The following is a 14,144-nucleotide window of genomic DNA, read 5'->3' as shown; positions in this document are numbered from 1 at the left end:
AAGTAACTTAGTCCGCGTTGTCCAGCTGATGCGAGGCGACTTTGCTCTCAAACATCGGGATAGAAATGATCGAAACGCCCAGCCCAGCAAGGAAGCTCGATAAGCCGTTGATTGTCTTGAATTCCCGAGCTGCCATGTTGTTGCGCGCGGTAACGAGCAGGCGACGCGTCTCGCCATCTGGCGAGACGCAATGCACCGTCCAAACTCCGGACCATTGAGCACCTGTTCGTGTGGGCGTAACCCGGCACACAACATCCGCCGAATGTCCTTCGGCAAGCAGTGTGCGCAGCCCGTCTTCGCTGACAACATTGGGGGCGTCTTGCATCAAATTCATAGGATCGAGCCTTACAGAATTGTGCATTGGCCCGGCAGTCCCTCATGGACCACCCAACCGATACAATATTATAATCTTGCAATCAATAGGTGCATTTTGTATTAATGCGCCTTTCATGCGTTGAAACGAATTTACTGCAACAGAGTGGCTGAGCCAAGATAATATGGCGCTTTTGAAACAAACATGGGCGGCTCTGGCTGTTTTGGGTTGGGGATCAGCCTCGATCGCAGGCAGTTGCCTGCCACCAGTGTCGCCATGGATGCCCACCGATCCCGATGATGTCAGGGCATATCTGACCTGTTGAGGCGTGATGCTGAGGCGTATTTTGCCGAAGTCGAGCAGGTACTTCCGTTGTCAGGATCAGGAGCGGCGAGAGGTCTTCGAACAAGCGCGCGAGGTCAGCGAAGGTTACGCGCGCGTTTTGGAGCTTCAGGGCCGCGTGAGGAAATGACGCCCGTCCTCACTGTAGAGAAAGCTGCCGTTCAAAAACGCGGCGACGAAGGTCGCCAAGGCGGGACTTTGCCGACATTTGCTGGCGCCGCTATTGCTAGCGCAGCATTCCTTCGCAGCTGCGGCAAGCTTTTCGCTGGGAGGCAACCGATGTCGCTGAACCGGCCATTGGAATCCATCATGAGACACCGAATTCGAACTGTTCTTTCGCCGCTTGGCGTCGGAGTCGGAAAGGAGCTACCGGCTCCACACAAGCGGCAGCAGATCGCCCACAATAGGTTCGCCCTCTTTCATGCCATGAGCCTGCCAGTATTCAGTCTGTGCGTCGGTCCAACTGCCTCGTTTTTCAAACGCTGCATTCCCGTGGGCGAAGCGCATTGTCAGACGGTTGACGGAACGTTCAGGCGGTACGGGATTGGGCGCGCCATGTAACGTATGGGAATCGAAGATCAGGCAATCACCGGGGTCCAGATCAAATTCCAGCACGTCATAATCAGCCAGATTTTCAGTAAAGTCCGGTGTGGGCTCATAGGGTTCTTGCAGTGCGGCCTTTTGTCCGGTGCCGGCAAAGCTGAGAGGCATGAATTTGCGCCCCCATTTGTGAGAACCTTTGAGAAAAACCACGCCCTCACCCTGACGCACGGGTTCAAGTCCCATCCACAGTATACACCATTCGCCACTGACATCGAAATAGGGATTGTCATGGTGCCAGGGTGCTCTGTTCACCGCGCCGGCCTCGCGCACCAACCAATTGTCAGTCACGAGCGCAACTGAACTGGCCTCCATAGCTTCGCCTGCAAGTTCCGCCGCTGGAGAATTGAAAATGAAATTCTTCATGTGGGCATTTTCGCGCCAGATCCACATATCCGCGCAGTAGGTACCCGGATTGGTGTCTTTGGAATAGTCCAGATACATCGGCCCCGGATTGGCGCGACCAAATTCAATCGAACGTCGAACTTCGTCTAGCCATTCTTGCGAGAATGCGTTTTTGATCCGAACCACGCCATCGTTTTGATAAGCGGCTATGTGCTCTTGGGTCAGCATTGTGTGCCTTTCGGTGCGTGTCATCATTTTATGACAAGGCTCTCGGGTGTTGTGGCGGTCAGCACTTCGGCACCATCCTCGGTCAGGATGACCGTGTTCGAGATGAAATAGTCGACGACATCAGTGTTCGTGAACCAGCTGTGAGCGTGAAACACCATGCCGACCTCCAGCGTGCGCTCTGATCTGGGGAAAAGGCTGGTCACCATCGAACCACCTGTCCAGCTGGGCGAGAATCCGATGCCCACCATATAGCCGCAATGATGCCGTTCGTAGTCTGCCAGGCCGCCGCTTGCCGCAACTTCGCGCCAGGCGGCATATGCGTCCCCGGCCTTGCCGCCTACTTTCAATGCAGCGCAAATTGCCTTCATGCCGTCCATGGCCAGCTCTGCCGATTTCTCAGCACCCTCCGGCGCGCTGCCCACATGCACCAGTCGCCCCATGGGCGCATGATATTTGCGATAGGATGCGGCGTTTTCCAGAAACACCGCGTCACCGTTTCGGAAGGTTTCGCCGCGCCAGGTCGTATGCTCCTCGCCCGAGCGAGTGGCAGGGCGAATGAACGGGCCAAAGCCGGTCGGCTCGCTACCCGCCAGAGTCGAGGCGCGCATGTACTCAGCGGCAATCTCATAATCTGTCGCGCCGTCGCGGATCAGGTCAATGCAAGCGCTCATGCCGACATCTGCGGCCTTGGCGGCCTTGCGTGTGTATTCGATTTCCAGCGGGGACTTTGCCTGTCGCAGGTTGTCGACCAGACCGGATCCGTCCGCCCATTCGACGCCCTCCGCCTTTGCCAATATCCCTTCGGCATGATGCAGGTGCAAGAACAGGCTGCGCCTTTCGAGCGCGACGCGACCACCGGACAGGCCTAGGTCCTTCATCGCCTGTACCACGTAGTCAGAAAGCTCTTCGTGATCCTGATGACCATAGAACCGGGCGTTTCTTACCTGATTGTCAAACGTGATCTTTTCCATGGCCCGGCAGATCAGCGCCATCTCGCCATCTCGGTTCACAACGAGAACATGAGCCGCAAAGAACCCCCAGTGGTCCATTCCGGTCAGATAATAGATGTTCTCCGGAGATGCGATTACGACCCCGTCGAGATCCTGCTCGGCCAAGGCGGCTTTTACCCGGTTAATCCGACGGTCCAGCTCGTCTTTGGGGAATGGGGCATGTTCGATCATCTGTATCTCCGCATTAAGTTCGATTCTTTTTATAACCATTAAGGTATACCAATATTCAGTCAAGTGAGATCTATCTCAGCAATAACCCTATTTTTCCAGCTATCTTTTGCTTGCCTCAACACCTCTCTCCCCATAAGGTATACCAATAACTGTGAATCAGAAAAACAACTCAGGGAGAGTTCAATGTATCAGATACTAAAAACCACCGTCCTCGCCGCCACAGCGATAGTGGGGGTCACGACGTCGACGCTTGCTGGTCCGCTGATGGATCGCATTGAAAGTGGCGAAACCATTCGGATTGGTTTCTCCAATGAAGTGCCGTGGGCTTTCCCCGGCGACAACGACGTCCCACTTGGATTTGCAAACGTTCACACGCTGGGTGTCCTGAGGGCGATGGGCTACGACAACATCGAGCCCGTCGTGACAGATTGGGGCGGGTTAATTCCGGGCCTTAAAGCCAATCGCTTTGATATCATCACGGGTGGCATGTACATTCTTGAAGCGCGTTGTGAGAGTATCGACTTCTCCGAGCCGATGGGGATTTTCGGCGATGCTTTTGTGGTTCCTGTCGGCAATCCCAAAAACATCACCTCTTATGCTGACATCAAGGATCAGGGTGCCACAATGGTCACAGGCGCGGGTTATAACACGGTTGATGCCGCCATACGCGAAGGCGTGGCAGCCGATCAGATACTCGAAGTGCCCGGAGCAACCGAGATTCTTGCCGCGATGCGTGTTGGTCGCGCTGATGCAGGCGCTGTGACGTTCTTCACCGGGAAAAACCTGGCGGCCCAATCCAATGGTGAGCTTGAGGTCACCGATCCCAATGCGCTGCCCGAATGGACCCAGAACTGGGTTGGTATCGGATTCCGTCCGGAAGACAGCGACTTTCTTGAAGCCTTCAACGCTGCTCAGGCGGATTACCTGGGTTCAGAAGAGATGCTCGCGGCGGTCGCGCCATTCGAATACACCAAACTGCAGGTTCCGGATCCAAGCGTGAAAACCGAATGGATTTGCCAGAACCGTTGACGGCATTCCTTTAGCAGGCGGGCCAGGTTCAGCCCGCCTTTTACGTCCGCCATCCGGGATACGTCATGTCATATTGGGAATTTCTCGCCCAGAACGCACCGCGTTATCTGGACGGAACGCTCGTCACGATCGCGCAATTTTTCTTGTCGGCCATGCTTGCCATTCTGCTCGCGCTGACCGCAGGGTTGATGAAATTGTCACGCAATGTCGCCGTGCGCTGGACAGCCGGGGTTTACATTGAAATCTTCCGTGGCACGTCTCTTCTTATCCAGCTCTACTGGATCTTCTTTGTCCTGCCTCTCTTCGGATTGACGCTGGACAAATTCTATGCCGGTTTCGTCGCCGTCGGGCTGAACCTTGGGGCTTATGGTGCCGAGCTCGTTCGCGGCGGCATTCAGTCGGTCCCCAAAGGGCAGTGGGAAGCGGCCTATGCGATCTCGATGTCCCCGGCCAAACGGATGTATCGCATCATCCTGCCACAAGCGCTTTTGAACATGCTGCCGCCATGGGGCAACCTGATGATCGAGTTGCTAAAGGCGACCGCGTTGGTGTCGTTGATCTCGGTCACTGACCTGATGTTCGAAGCCAAGCAAATAAACGGGTCGACTTTCCTGTCTGCGCAGGCCTTTGGGACGGCCCTGATCATCTATTACATCCTTGCAAGGCTGATCGTGACCCCATTTATGCGCTGGCTCGAGCGCATCATGGCGCGCAAACTGGGAAGGGCTTAGGCCATGTTTGACTGGCGTTGGGATTTTACCTTTGAAATTCTCCCCCGGCTTTTGCAGGCGACGCTGAACACGCTGGCCGCTGCCGGAATCGGCTATGGGATCGCAGTGGTACTGGGGCTGGTTTTTGCACTGGCGCAACGCACACCGTCGCGCATCGTCACAATGGTGGTGCGGGAATGTGTCGAGTTCATCCGATCGACGCCGCTGGTGCTGCAGATTTTCTTTGTGTTCTTTGTCGGCCCGCAATTCGGGATACGCCTCAGTCCCTGGGTAGCGGGGATGATCGCGATCGGGCTGCATTATTCGGCTTATCTGTCCGAGGTTTATCGCGGTGGCCTCGAGTCTGTGCCTAAAGGACAGTGGGAGGCTTGTACCGCACTGAACCTGAGCACTACCAAGACCTATTTCCGCGTTATCATTCCCCAGGCCCTGCCGCCCTCATTGGCTGGGATGGGCAATTATCTGGTCGGGATATTCAAGGACACACCGATGCTTTCGGTTATCGGCGTGGCCGAGTTGATGCAGGCAGCGAATGCCATTGGTGGGTCACACTACCGGTATCTGGAACCTTATACCATGGTCGGGATCATCTTCCTGGCGATCTCACTGCCCGCTGCCGGGCTGATCCGGGTCTTTGAAGCCTGGGTGCGTAAGAAACTGGGAATGAACTGATGGAAGATATGTCGCAATACCCACTGGAACTGAGCGGGCCCGACGTGCCGATGGTACGGTTCATGAACGTAACCAAAAGCTATGGTGCGCTGACCGTCCTGGACAATCTGAATCTGGATGTGTCGGAGGGTGAGATGGTCACCGTGATCGGCCCGTCCGGATCGGGCAAAACCACCGTTCTGCGGATGCTGATGACCCTGGAGACCATCAATGGCGGCGTCATTTATGTTGATGGCCAACCGCTTACGCATATGGCCAAAAACGGGGTTCTGGTGCCCGCCGACGCAAAATACCTGCGTCGGGCGCGGTCCTCGATCGGTATGTGCTTTCAGCATTTCAATCTGTTCCCGCACATGACCGCGCTGCAGAACTGCATGGAAGGGCCGGTGCAGGTGCTGGGTTTGCCAAAGGCCGAGGCCCGAGACCGCTCCGAAGAGTTGTTGTCGATGGTCGGCATGATCGACAAAAAGGATCAGCATCCGTCACGTCTGTCCGGCGGTCAGCAGCAACGTGTCGCCATCGCCCGGGCACTGGCCATGCGCCCCAAGGTAATGCTGTTTGATGAAGTCACCTCGGCGTTAGACCCTGAGGTGATCGGCGAAGTGACCGGTGTCATTCGCAAGCTGGTGGCCGAACATAACCTCACCATGTTGATGGTGACACACCAGATGGGCTTTGCGCGCGATATCTCGGACCGTGTCTGTTTCTTTTATCAGGGGAAGATCGAAGAACAGGGTCCTCCGGAGGGTCTGTTCGGCAATCCCCAGCGTGAGCGCACACAGCAATTCCTGTCCGCCGTGAAGGCGGCGGATTGAACATGAGATCACTTTTGATCCCAGAACGGTTTCCAGAAGACCCGCTGCTCAGGAAGGGCGCGCCATGAGGATTGGAGTTGCCGGTATCGGTGCTGTTGGCGCTGAAGTTGCGCGGTCATTGGATCGTGGCGACGTTCCCGAGTGCGGGCTGAGCGGCATCGCGGCACGAACTGCCAAAAAAGCAGCCGCGTTGAATGAAAATCTGAGACACCCGGTACCAGTGCGCGACTTCGCAGATTTGGCGGAGGCAAGCGATTGCGTCATCGAGGCGTTGCCCCCTGCGTTGTTCGGTGATTTGGCTGAGCCTGTGTTGCGGGCGGGCAAGCACCTGATCGTCCTTTCGGCAAGTCAGCTTCTTGGCCGGGATGACCTGATCTCGCTTGCGGACGAGACCGGGGGCCGCATCCTTGTCGCATCAGGGGCGATGTTGGGGCTCGACGCGTTGAATGCAGCGAACGTCGGGAAAATCCATACGGTCAAGATTGTCACCCGCAAACCAATCGATGGCCTGGTGAAGGCGCCGTTTGTTGCGCGGTCGGGGATTGATTTGACCGCGTTACGTGAGCCAATGCAAGTCATTGCGGGCAGTGTCACCGAGGTGGCACGCGAGTTTCCCGCCAACGTGAATGTCGCGGCCGCGATCAGCCTGGCAGGGCTTGGCCCGGACAGGACGCACATGGAGGTCTGGGCTGATCCATCCCTGACGCGAAACACGCATTCGGTAGAGGTAACATCCGACAGCTCGGATTTTACAATGTCCATTCAGGGCCGTCCGAGCGCTGAAAACCCGGCCACCGGTATCATTACCGCCCGAAGCGTGATTGCCCTGTTGCGGCGTTTCCATTCAACCTTGCAAGTAGGGACGTGACCCCATGTTGACTTTCGATATGATTGCGCAAGCAGCCGAGCGGCTACGGGATGTCGTGATCCGAACCCCGTTGCTGGAATCTCCTCTGCTGAACAACGCGCTTGGGTTCCGGTTGCTGATCAAATCGGAATGCCTGCAAAAGACCGGCTCGTTCAAAATTCGCGGGGCCTACAACAAGATTGCGTCGCTGGACGAAGGACAGCGCAAGGCGGGGGTCGTGGCCTATTCCTCCGGCAACCACGCGCAAGGTGTCGCCGCAGCGGCCAGCGCGATGGGGGTTGCGGCAAAAATCGTGATGCCCTCCGATGCGCCCCGCATAAAGCTGGACAACACCGCCCAGTGGGGGGCTGAGGTCATCACCTATGACCGCCAAACGGGTGACCGTGCCGAAATCGCCCGGGACATCGCCGAAAAAACCGGCGCAACGCTGGTGCCACCTTATGACGACTACCATCTGATGGCCGGGCAAGGCACAGCCGGACTGGAAATAGCTGAGCAGTTGGACGCGCTTGGCGTGCAAGCGGACAAGGTCATTTGCCCGGTCGGAGGCGGTGGGCTGATCGCCGGGCTTTCCACGGCCATGCTTGCGCGCCATGCGGACACTGAAATCTGGGCGGCTGAACCCCGAAATTTCGACGACACCAAGCGCTCATTGGCGGCGGGAACGGCCCTGTCGATTGAGCCGGGTCACAGCTCGATTTGCGACTCGATCGTGACAGCGCGACCCGGGAAGTTGACCTTTCCAATCAACTTGAAAACTCTGTCTGGTTGCTATTCCGTCCACGAGCCAGACGTTGTCGCCGCAATGCGGGTTCTTTTCACCGAACTCAAGGTTGTTGCCGAACCCGGCGGCGCGGTGTCTGTGGCCGCCGCCTTGTCGAACAATGACGCCTTGCAAGGGCAGACCATCGTTGCTCTGGTATCGGGCGGCAACGTCGATATGGACAGTTTTCTTGAGTGGATGGCATAAGTTGGCGATTACCCGCGACAGATAGTGAGCAGCGCATGACCAAAAATGATATTTATCTCGAAATGCGCAGGCGTATCTGCCTTCTTGATTATCAGCCTGGTACGCGTCTGAACGAACGGGAACTGGCCGCGGAATTCGGCATCAGCCGCACGCCGATGCGGGACGTGCTGCAAAAGCTTGAACACAATGGCCTGATCTCCAGCCAGCATGGGCATGGCACCATCGTTACCTCGGTCGATCTGAAATCCATGCGCGATATCTATATCGTGCGAATGCGGCTCATGGATGCGATGGGCGATTCCACTCCGGCTCCTCGGAACCCGGCCATACTGGACGAAATGCGCGACCTAGAAGCGCGCTGCGATGCAATGCTGCACAATCACGACAAACGCGAATTTGCTCGGGTGCTTCTGCGCCTGCACAAAATCCTGCATGAACTGACCACCAACGCAGTGCTGGAGGACATCAACGACACATTGTTCTATCAGTCCGCGCGCTTTTGGTTCCTGTTGCTGGATCGCGTCGATATGCGCGTCCAGGTCGAGGATTTGAAGGATGAGATCCGAATGTTGCGCCGCAGTCTGGAGATCGGCGATGTCAGGCTGACGGCCTCGATTCACAAAACCTATCTCAGGGTGGTCGTGTCGCGTCTGGATGCCATCCAAGAGGAAGGCGGCACTTTGTTCGAAACTGGTCCATCCAAGACAGAGAAAGAAACGACATGACCGAAAAAGCTGAACGCTCCTTGCTGTTCATTTCCATGTTGGGCGAAAATGTACTTTTCAACCCCGATCACTTTGGAGGCTTATGTTCATCCGGCCAGGAAAAAGACTGGATCGTGGACTGGTTTGGCCCCGTGGCGCAGGAAACGGGTTTTTCACTATCCGGTGTCGACATTTGTCGCGGTGATGCACTGCCTGCAGTTGATGATGTCGACTGTGTCATCCTCGGCGGCACGATGCATGTGGTTACTGAGGACCGTCCCTGGCTGCGCGCGCTTTATGCCTGGCTGCGCCAATATCGCGATGCCGGGAAGCCTTTGCTTGGCATTTGTGGCGGACATCAACTGGTATCGACACAATTCGAGGATGGCGTGCTCGATGGCCGCGCCGGAGGGACTCTTGCCGGAACATATGAGATTGAGCTGACAGAGCTTGGGCGTCAGCACCCCCTGTTTGAGGGCCTGTCCACATCCCCCCGTTTCAACTTCGCCAATTATCTGCATGTGATCCCATCAGACGCGCAGAAGGCAAAGGTCCTGGCCCGCATCGGTGAAAGCAGCGCCATCTGTATCGACCATGGTAACCACTGGTACACAACTCAGTTCCATCCGGAATCCCGCCGATCCGTCTGGTCCTGTATGTATGAGCAGACCGAACCTGAGCATGTCGGGAACTATTCGGATGATCAGGATGGCGCCGATTTGATCCGAAACTTCATGAAGATTGCTTCGAAAGAGCTGAATGAACAACGTCCAGTCACGTTGAGCCCATAGGACCAATACGGAATCTGAACTCGTTTTCGCTTTTGTTCGGGAAAACTGTGTCAGCATTTGCGCAGATTGCTTCGGCGTACCTATTGGGAAATTGGCGTTGCCCTGATCTCGATGCCTTAAACAGGAGGTGGCGAACATTCGGCCTGGTTTCGGTTGGGTTCAACGCATTCGAACACCCGGTCTGGTAAAAACAGCTGCGGCACCGCAACTACGTCGCTGAAAACGCATCAGGTTTCTTAAAAACAATAGCGGCGACTGCGCAAGTCCGGAAAGTCCGCATCCTGTAGATCCGTGTTCTCTTTATCGCTGTGACATACGTAAACGGCTGGTTATCACGCCGCACAGCAGCGCTGAAAATGATGCGGTCGTGGCGAATTTTGTGCTGCGAGCGCGCGCAGCGAGATTTTGTCACTTCCACTCAGGGCTCATTCCGGCTCTTAGCCGCGATTTGCACCAAGGTCCGGTCCTGCCTGTTGCTCTGGGCAGATTGTCGATCGAAGCAGGCCGTCTTCGTGCAGCGCGGCCTGCGTGTCGCCGTTATCCCACAGATAAAGTAGGCCGATTTCGACGCCTGTTTTGATGCACGTAATGCGGCCGATGGCTTCGGCTGTTGTGCGACCACTCTCAAATTCGGGCAAAACTAGCCCCTCTCGTTAAACAATTCCTTGGGAGCGACCTCGAGAGCATGCGCGATCCGCTCTAGAACATCGATCGATGCTGAGAATTTCGCGAGCTCGATCTCGCTGATATAGCTACGATCCAGGTCAGCAGCTAAGGCTAATTGTTCTTGGCTCAATCCTCTGGAATTTCTTAGATTCCGAATATTTAACCCTACTGTTTCCCTCAATTTCATGGCCTGTATTCGGCCAGATCACAAGAATTGCTCTACGGAATATATTCCACAAAGTGCGCGCGAGTGGATCTAATCCCTTGCTCGCATATGGTGTGCGGGGCGAAGTTGGGCAACAACCATCAATATTATAGTAATGAAGTCGAAAGGCGCTTATTGATATGTGGCTCAAATCCATCCGAAATTTGCTTGGCGGGGTCGCCATAAGTGTCGTTTCCAGCTTGGCTCCGCAGGCAGTAAAAGCCTACCAAGTTGATTGCGCCATTCTGCTTTGCCTGGCTGGCGGGTGGCCAACTTCAGCAGAATGTGCCCATTCTCGTGCGGTTTTCATTAGGCGGATTACGCCTTGGCCGATCGAGCCGCCGTTGCAAATCTGGCGCTGCCCGATGGGTGTTTCTGAGCGGGTGTCTTTGCAAAGCACGGCCCCAAAGATTTGGGAGGCCAGCAACCAAACAGGTCAGACGCTCGGCCAAGTCATTCTGACACAGACGGCTGAAGGCGGTGCCGATATCGACATCAGTGGTCTGGAATTCGATTTCGTGCGCTCGATCCGTGTCTGGGATGTCCGGTACTACAGCCATCGCGAACGCGGTCGCGACGATGACTGTTCTGAGAGCTACAATATTCTCCTCGGGACCTATGGCACGCAGGGCGAATTCGGTTGGCAACGCACGACACCAGCGGCGGCCCCGCAGTGGGTGCTGCCGTCGCGGCGCTGTTCGTCATCGAATTGGCGACGCGGGGTTGGCGTTGAATGGGAAGATCACGAAGGCAACCATGGATACGAGTGGGTGGCCTACTAAGGCTATTCCCCGATATCCTTCATGCGTTCCGAAATATCGCCCGCAATACGCTCGTATAGGGCGGCTTGCTTGTCTCTGGGTGAGCCCGGTTGCGGGCTTCTCCGTCGGATTCGTTTGGCGAGCCAGAATAGCATTCGGGCTGCGGGGTCGCCGATGTTTTCCGGGACTGGCGCGGGGTAGTTTTCTTCAAGGACGGCAACGACCTCAGCGTTCATGCTACGGTGGTTGCTCTCGGCCGCAAGCCGTATCCGGTCACGAAGGCCATCCGGCAATCGCACGATGAACTTGTCCTGATTTTGAGCACTTTGTTCTGACATGGTGGCACTGTGCCATAAAATTCGATTGACGCAATAGTGGCTAAGTGCCACTAACGGGGTATGTTTTCAACCTGGAGGCGTTTCATGAATAGTCGTAAACCAATGCAGCTTCGGCTTCCGCAAGAGCTCAAGGAGTGGATCAAGGCGGAGTCCGATCGCAATGGCAACTCCCAAAACTCTGAAGTTATCCGAGCCATTCGCGCGGCGAAGGACAGGCGTTCCACACTCGGTTCAATTGGAAATATCAATATGAATCAGTGTGATAATGCGCGTTGTTAACGAGGTGAGAGAGGTGTCGAGACGATGACCAAAGCAAGTGCACAGACGAAAGCGAAACAAGCGGCCTCAGCCTTTATCCGCGAGGCGCGGGAGGCAGGTTGGCAGCGCGCGAAATTCGAGATCAAGCCTGATGGCAGTGTCATCGTCGATGCGAATATGGTCGCGCCAGAGGCCGCCGACGACTTTCTCAACAGCGACTTGAGAATGGGCGAATGACCCGCAAGAGCCTGCCAAAATACGTCTATAGTGACAGGGGTTACCTACGGTTCATCCGGCGATCGCGCGGCATCTCCGTCATGATGCACGAGGAAGCGGGCACACCGGAATTTTGGGATCACTACAATCGCTTGCTGAAGGGAAAACCAGCGCCTGCGCCGGTGAAGCGCAATTTTGAGGCGTTGATTCTCAGCTACTACGAGAGCGACGCCTACAAGAAGCTGAAGCCCCGGACGAGATCCGACTATCGGCGTTACATCAGCCACATTCGTGAGATATGGGCGGAGAAAGACCCGGCCAGGATCGAAACCCATCACATTTACGAATTGCACCGCGCCAATGCGGATCACTGGCGGCAAGCCAACTATCTCGTCCAGGTCATGGTCGTCTTGATGAACCACGCCCGTCTGATTGGTTTTATCAAGAAAGAGCATGGCAATCCGGCGAAGGGCATTCCGCTCTTCAAGCAGCAAAGCGACGGGTGGGAGCCTTGGCCAGACGATGTTCGAGCAGAGTTCGAAGCCCTGGCTTCAAAACGCGCGCGGCTGGTCTACGAGCTTTGCGTTGGCACGGGCCAGCGCATTGGCGATGTCGTGAAGATGAAGTGGGCGCACTTTTCGGATGAGGGATTCGATTTCACTCAAGGCAAAACCGAGAAGCCGCTGTGGATCCCGCTCACGGATCGCCTCAAGACCCATCTCGACGGACTCGCGCGAACGGACGGTACTCTCGTGACCGACCCCAAAGGTCGACCGGTGAGCTACCGCATCGTTGCGGAGGAAATGCGCACCATCAAAAAGAAGATGAAGCATGAGAAGGCGAGCTACTACAAAACGCACGGGCTCAGGAAAAACGCGACCATCGAGCTCTATTTAGCCGGATGTGATGACGAGATGGTCAAAGCCGTCACCGGTCACTCAGGTGTTGAGATGCTGAAAAAATATGGCGGGCCGATCCGGCAAAGGGAGCTGGCGAAGCGCGCGCAAGAGGCAAGAAACCGTATGGAACGAAGCAAGACCGAAACGTGAAAGTTTCAACGCTTGTTTCAAAAACGGCAGTGAAGGAGAAGAGGGATGACGCAAGTCATTGATTTTATTGGAGGCGAGTACCGGAATCGAACCGGTGTACACGGATTTGCAATCCGCTGCGTCACCACTCCGCCAACTCGCCAACTGTGGTGGTCGGGGAACCCGACGTATGGCGCTTAAATGGTCCGAAAAATTGGGCGGCGCAAGCTCTTTTTACGCCCGGCAGCGGCCGTAAAGGGAAATAACAACAAAATGGCGGTCAACCGGCTTGGCCGATGGTCGCGCGGCTGCAAATTATGGAGGTGGGACATTGCCCACAGCAAGTAGGTGTGGCAAGAGTGAGCAACTCGAACAAGAGCGGATGAGGTTGCAATGGCGGATTTCACTGACCTTCGCACCACAATGGTGGACACGCAGGTACGACCATCGGATGTTACTAAGTATACCGTTATCGAGGCACTGTTGAATGTGCCGCGAGAATCGTTTGTGCCGCACGAAAAACGCGACGCGGCCTATATTGGCGAGCACATTCATCTGGATGCAAATCGCGTCGTGATTGACCCTCGTGTCTTGGCCAAAATGCTTGACTCGTTGGATATTCAGCAAGATGAGTTGGTCTTGGATGTAGGTGTCGGGCTGGGGTATTCCAGCGCCATTATCGCGCGGATGGCAGAGGCAGTTGTCGCGTTGGAAGACGATGAGGCCCGTGGGGGCGAAGCGCAAAGCCTTTTGGTTGAGCATGGAGTTGATAATGTCGTCGTCCAAGTCGGTGACTTAAATGAGGGCGCCGCAGTGCATGGCCCTTATGACGTGATAGTCGTGGAAGGCGGTGTCGAGATTTTGCCAGAAGCACTAAAATCGCAGTTGAAAGAAGGCGGCCGTATTGCCACACTGTTTATGGATGGGGCTTTGGGGGCCGTGCGGGTCGGCAGCAAACTGAATGGCGAAATCAACTGGCGCTTTGTTTTCAACGCCACGGCACCGGTTTTGCCGGGTTTTCAAAAAGACTACACTTTCGAGTTGTAAGAGGTTGGTCCTGGCAATGCACCGCAAAGGATAGAG

At 55.8% G+C, this 14,144-nt stretch carries 19 protein-coding genes and 1 tRNA gene; 13 read left to right on the top strand and 7 right to left on the bottom strand.

Annotated elements, in window-relative coordinates; translation table 11 throughout:
- Positions 1 to 7 precede the first annotated feature (7 nt).
- The 3 genes from CLV88_RS04830 to CLV88_RS04820 form a co-directional block, all read right to left on the bottom strand.
- Positions 8 to 334 (bottom strand): hypothetical protein, encoded by a 327-nt coding sequence (locus tag CLV88_RS04830; RefSeq protein ID WP_106607249.1) that lies wholly within the window; start codon positions 332 to 334, stop codon positions 8 to 10.
- A gap of 687 nt (positions 335 to 1,021) precedes the next feature.
- Complete coding sequence (locus CLV88_RS04825; RefSeq protein WP_106607248.1) at positions 1,022 to 1,855, bottom strand: phytanoyl-CoA dioxygenase family protein; 834 nt, start codon at positions 1,853 to 1,855, stop codon at positions 1,022 to 1,024.
- The gene (locus CLV88_RS04820) at positions 1,852 to 3,009 is read right to left on the bottom strand and encodes a M24 family metallopeptidase (protein WP_106607247.1); all 1,158 of its coding nucleotides are present in this window, start codon (positions 3,007 to 3,009) and stop codon (positions 1,852 to 1,854) included. Before CLV88_RS04820 ends, CLV88_RS04825 begins: the two co-directional genes overlap by 4 nt.
- Positions 3,010 to 3,192: 183 nt before the next feature.
- Here CLV88_RS04820 and CLV88_RS04815 point away from each other — a divergent pair, with 183 nt between their 5' ends.
- The 8 genes from CLV88_RS04815 to CLV88_RS04780 all read left to right on the top strand — a co-directional run bounded on the left by CLV88_RS04815 (position 3,193) and on the right by CLV88_RS04780 (position 9,589).
- Entirely contained in the window at positions 3,193 to 4,038 is an 846-nt protein-coding gene (locus tag CLV88_RS04815; RefSeq protein ID WP_106607246.1) for a transporter substrate-binding domain-containing protein, read from the top strand.
- A 65-nt stretch (positions 4,039 to 4,103) separates the two neighbouring features.
- Positions 4,104 to 4,769, top strand: a complete 666-nt coding sequence (gene ehuC / locus CLV88_RS04810; RefSeq protein ID WP_106607245.1) for an ectoine/hydroxyectoine ABC transporter permease subunit EhuC — start codon at positions 4,104 to 4,106, stop codon at positions 4,767 to 4,769.
- A 3-nt stretch (positions 4,770 to 4,772) separates the two neighbouring features.
- Positions 4,773 to 5,441, top strand: a complete 669-nt coding sequence (gene ehuD, locus CLV88_RS04805) for an ectoine/hydroxyectoine ABC transporter permease subunit EhuD (protein ID WP_106607244.1) — start codon at positions 4,773 to 4,775, stop codon at positions 5,439 to 5,441.
- The gene (gene ehuA / locus CLV88_RS04800) at positions 5,441 to 6,256 is read left to right on the top strand and encodes an ectoine/hydroxyectoine ABC transporter ATP-binding protein EhuA (RefSeq protein WP_106607243.1); all 816 of its coding nucleotides are present in this window, start codon (positions 5,441 to 5,443) and stop codon (positions 6,254 to 6,256) included. Before ehuD ends, ehuA begins: the two co-directional genes overlap by 1 nt.
- A gap of 64 nt (positions 6,257 to 6,320) precedes the next feature.
- Complete coding sequence (locus CLV88_RS04795) at positions 6,321 to 7,124, top strand: aspartate dehydrogenase (protein ID WP_106607242.1); 804 nt, start codon at positions 6,321 to 6,323, stop codon at positions 7,122 to 7,124.
- A gap of 4 nt (positions 7,125 to 7,128) precedes the next feature.
- A complete protein-coding gene (locus tag CLV88_RS04790; RefSeq protein WP_106607241.1) occupies positions 7,129 to 8,094 on the top strand; it encodes a threonine ammonia-lyase in 966 nt (321 codons plus the stop codon).
- A 35-nt stretch (positions 8,095 to 8,129) separates the two neighbouring features.
- Complete coding sequence (locus CLV88_RS04785) at positions 8,130 to 8,819, top strand: GntR family transcriptional regulator (protein WP_106607240.1); 690 nt, start codon at positions 8,130 to 8,132, stop codon at positions 8,817 to 8,819.
- Positions 8,816 to 9,589 carry a type 1 glutamine amidotransferase gene (locus CLV88_RS04780; RefSeq protein WP_106607239.1) on the top strand — a complete coding sequence of 258 codons (774 nt, stop codon included), beginning with the start codon at positions 8,816 to 8,818 and terminating at the stop codon, positions 9,587 to 9,589. The genes CLV88_RS04785 and CLV88_RS04780 overlap by 4 nt, the downstream gene beginning before the upstream one ends.
- A gap of 437 nt (positions 9,590 to 10,026) precedes the next feature.
- Here the strand turns inward: CLV88_RS04780 and CLV88_RS04775 are convergent, their stop codons facing one another.
- Together CLV88_RS04775 and CLV88_RS04770 are read right to left on the bottom strand one after the other, a co-directional pair.
- A complete protein-coding gene (locus tag CLV88_RS04775) occupies positions 10,027 to 10,227 on the bottom strand; it encodes a hypothetical protein (RefSeq protein ID WP_106607238.1) in 201 nt (66 codons plus the stop codon).
- Between the two features lie 2 nt (positions 10,228 to 10,229).
- Positions 10,230 to 10,442 carry a helix-turn-helix domain-containing protein gene (locus CLV88_RS04770; protein WP_106607237.1) on the bottom strand — a complete coding sequence of 71 codons (213 nt, stop codon included), beginning with the start codon at positions 10,440 to 10,442 and terminating at the stop codon, positions 10,230 to 10,232.
- A 383-nt stretch (positions 10,443 to 10,825) separates the two neighbouring features.
- Here CLV88_RS04770 and CLV88_RS23655 point away from each other — a divergent pair, with 383 nt between their 5' ends.
- Positions 10,826 to 11,242 (top strand): hypothetical protein, encoded by a 417-nt coding sequence (locus CLV88_RS23655; RefSeq protein WP_341477141.1) that lies wholly within the window; start codon positions 10,826 to 10,828, stop codon positions 11,240 to 11,242.
- A 2-nt stretch (positions 11,243 to 11,244) separates the two neighbouring features.
- On the opposite strand, the gene CLV88_RS04760 is transcribed toward CLV88_RS23655, so the two are convergent.
- The gene (locus tag CLV88_RS04760; protein WP_106607235.1) at positions 11,245 to 11,559 is read right to left on the bottom strand and encodes an Arc family DNA-binding protein; all 315 of its coding nucleotides are present in this window, start codon (positions 11,557 to 11,559) and stop codon (positions 11,245 to 11,247) included.
- A gap of 60 nt (positions 11,560 to 11,619) precedes the next feature.
- On the opposite strand from CLV88_RS04760, the gene CLV88_RS23730 reads away from it, so the two are divergent.
- From CLV88_RS23730 to CLV88_RS04745, 3 genes are read left to right on the top strand one after another with little or no spacing between them, the layout of a single operon-like run.
- Positions 11,620 to 11,838, top strand: a complete 219-nt coding sequence (locus CLV88_RS23730; protein ID WP_106607234.1) for an Arc family DNA-binding protein — start codon at positions 11,620 to 11,622, stop codon at positions 11,836 to 11,838.
- Between the two features lie 24 nt (positions 11,839 to 11,862).
- Positions 11,863 to 12,054 (top strand): hypothetical protein, encoded by a 192-nt coding sequence (locus CLV88_RS04750; protein WP_024096637.1) that lies wholly within the window; start codon positions 11,863 to 11,865, stop codon positions 12,052 to 12,054.
- Positions 12,051 to 13,082 (top strand): site-specific integrase, encoded by a 1,032-nt coding sequence (locus CLV88_RS04745; protein ID WP_106607233.1) that lies wholly within the window; start codon positions 12,051 to 12,053, stop codon positions 13,080 to 13,082. The genes CLV88_RS04750 and CLV88_RS04745 overlap by 4 nt, the downstream gene beginning before the upstream one ends.
- Positions 13,083 to 13,150: 68 nt before the next feature.
- Here CLV88_RS04745 and CLV88_RS04740 read toward each other — a convergent pair.
- Positions 13,151 to 13,224, bottom strand: a tRNA-Cys gene (locus tag CLV88_RS04740).
- Between the two features lie 230 nt (positions 13,225 to 13,454).
- Between CLV88_RS04740 and CLV88_RS04735 the strand changes: the two genes are divergently transcribed.
- Positions 13,455 to 14,108: a protein-L-isoaspartate O-methyltransferase family protein gene (locus CLV88_RS04735; RefSeq protein WP_106607232.1), complete on the top strand. Its 654-nt coding sequence runs from the start codon at positions 13,455 to 13,457 to the stop codon at positions 14,106 to 14,108.
- Positions 14,109 to 14,144: the final 36 nt, after the last annotated feature.

It is taken from the genome of Shimia abyssi, assembly GCF_003014475.1.
Taxonomy (GTDB): Bacteria; Pseudomonadota; Alphaproteobacteria; order Rhodobacterales; family Rhodobacteraceae; genus Shimia; species Shimia abyssi.
This window is presented reverse-complemented; position numbering and strand designations above follow the sequence as displayed.

What these genes read in the sequence shown, in the direction of transcription:
- CLV88_RS04830 (WP_106607249.1), bottom strand. Translation starts at nt 334, where the DNA reads ATGAATTTGATGCAAGACGCCCCCAATGTTGTCAGCGAAGACGGGCTG.
- CLV88_RS04825 (WP_106607248.1), bottom strand. Translation starts at nt 1,855, where the DNA reads ATGATGACACGCACCGAAAGGCACACAATGCTGACCCAAGAGCACATA.
- CLV88_RS04820 (WP_106607247.1), bottom strand. Translation starts at nt 3,009, where the DNA reads ATGATCGAACATGCCCCATTCCCCAAAGACGAGCTGGACCGTCGGATT.
- CLV88_RS04815 (WP_106607246.1), top strand. Translation starts at nt 3,193, where the DNA reads ATGTATCAGATACTAAAAACCACCGTCCTCGCCGCCACAGCGATAGTG.
- ehuC (WP_106607245.1), top strand. Translation starts at nt 4,104, where the DNA reads ATGTCATATTGGGAATTTCTCGCCCAGAACGCACCGCGTTATCTGGAC.
- ehuD (WP_106607244.1), top strand. Translation starts at nt 4,773, where the DNA reads ATGTTTGACTGGCGTTGGGATTTTACCTTTGAAATTCTCCCCCGGCTT.
- ehuA (WP_106607243.1), top strand. Translation starts at nt 5,441, where the DNA reads ATGGAAGATATGTCGCAATACCCACTGGAACTGAGCGGGCCCGACGTG.
- CLV88_RS04795 (WP_106607242.1), top strand. Translation starts at nt 6,321, where the DNA reads ATGAGGATTGGAGTTGCCGGTATCGGTGCTGTTGGCGCTGAAGTTGCG.
- CLV88_RS04790 (WP_106607241.1), top strand. Translation starts at nt 7,129, where the DNA reads ATGTTGACTTTCGATATGATTGCGCAAGCAGCCGAGCGGCTACGGGAT.
- CLV88_RS04785 (WP_106607240.1), top strand. Translation starts at nt 8,130, where the DNA reads ATGACCAAAAATGATATTTATCTCGAAATGCGCAGGCGTATCTGCCTT.
- CLV88_RS04780 (WP_106607239.1), top strand. Translation starts at nt 8,816, where the DNA reads ATGACCGAAAAAGCTGAACGCTCCTTGCTGTTCATTTCCATGTTGGGC.
- CLV88_RS04770 (WP_106607237.1), bottom strand. Translation starts at nt 10,442, where the DNA reads ATGAAATTGAGGGAAACAGTAGGGTTAAATATTCGGAATCTAAGAAAT.
- CLV88_RS23655 (WP_341477141.1), top strand. Translation starts at nt 10,826, where the DNA reads ATGGGTGTTTCTGAGCGGGTGTCTTTGCAAAGCACGGCCCCAAAGATT.
- CLV88_RS04760 (WP_106607235.1), bottom strand. Translation starts at nt 11,559, where the DNA reads ATGTCAGAACAAAGTGCTCAAAATCAGGACAAGTTCATCGTGCGATTG.
- CLV88_RS23730 (WP_106607234.1), top strand. Translation starts at nt 11,620, where the DNA reads ATGTTTTCAACCTGGAGGCGTTTCATGAATAGTCGTAAACCAATGCAG.
- CLV88_RS04750 (WP_024096637.1), top strand. Translation starts at nt 11,863, where the DNA reads ATGACCAAAGCAAGTGCACAGACGAAAGCGAAACAAGCGGCCTCAGCC.
- CLV88_RS04745 (WP_106607233.1), top strand. Translation starts at nt 12,051, where the DNA reads ATGACCCGCAAGAGCCTGCCAAAATACGTCTATAGTGACAGGGGTTAC.
- CLV88_RS04735 (WP_106607232.1), top strand. Translation starts at nt 13,455, where the DNA reads ATGGCGGATTTCACTGACCTTCGCACCACAATGGTGGACACGCAGGTA.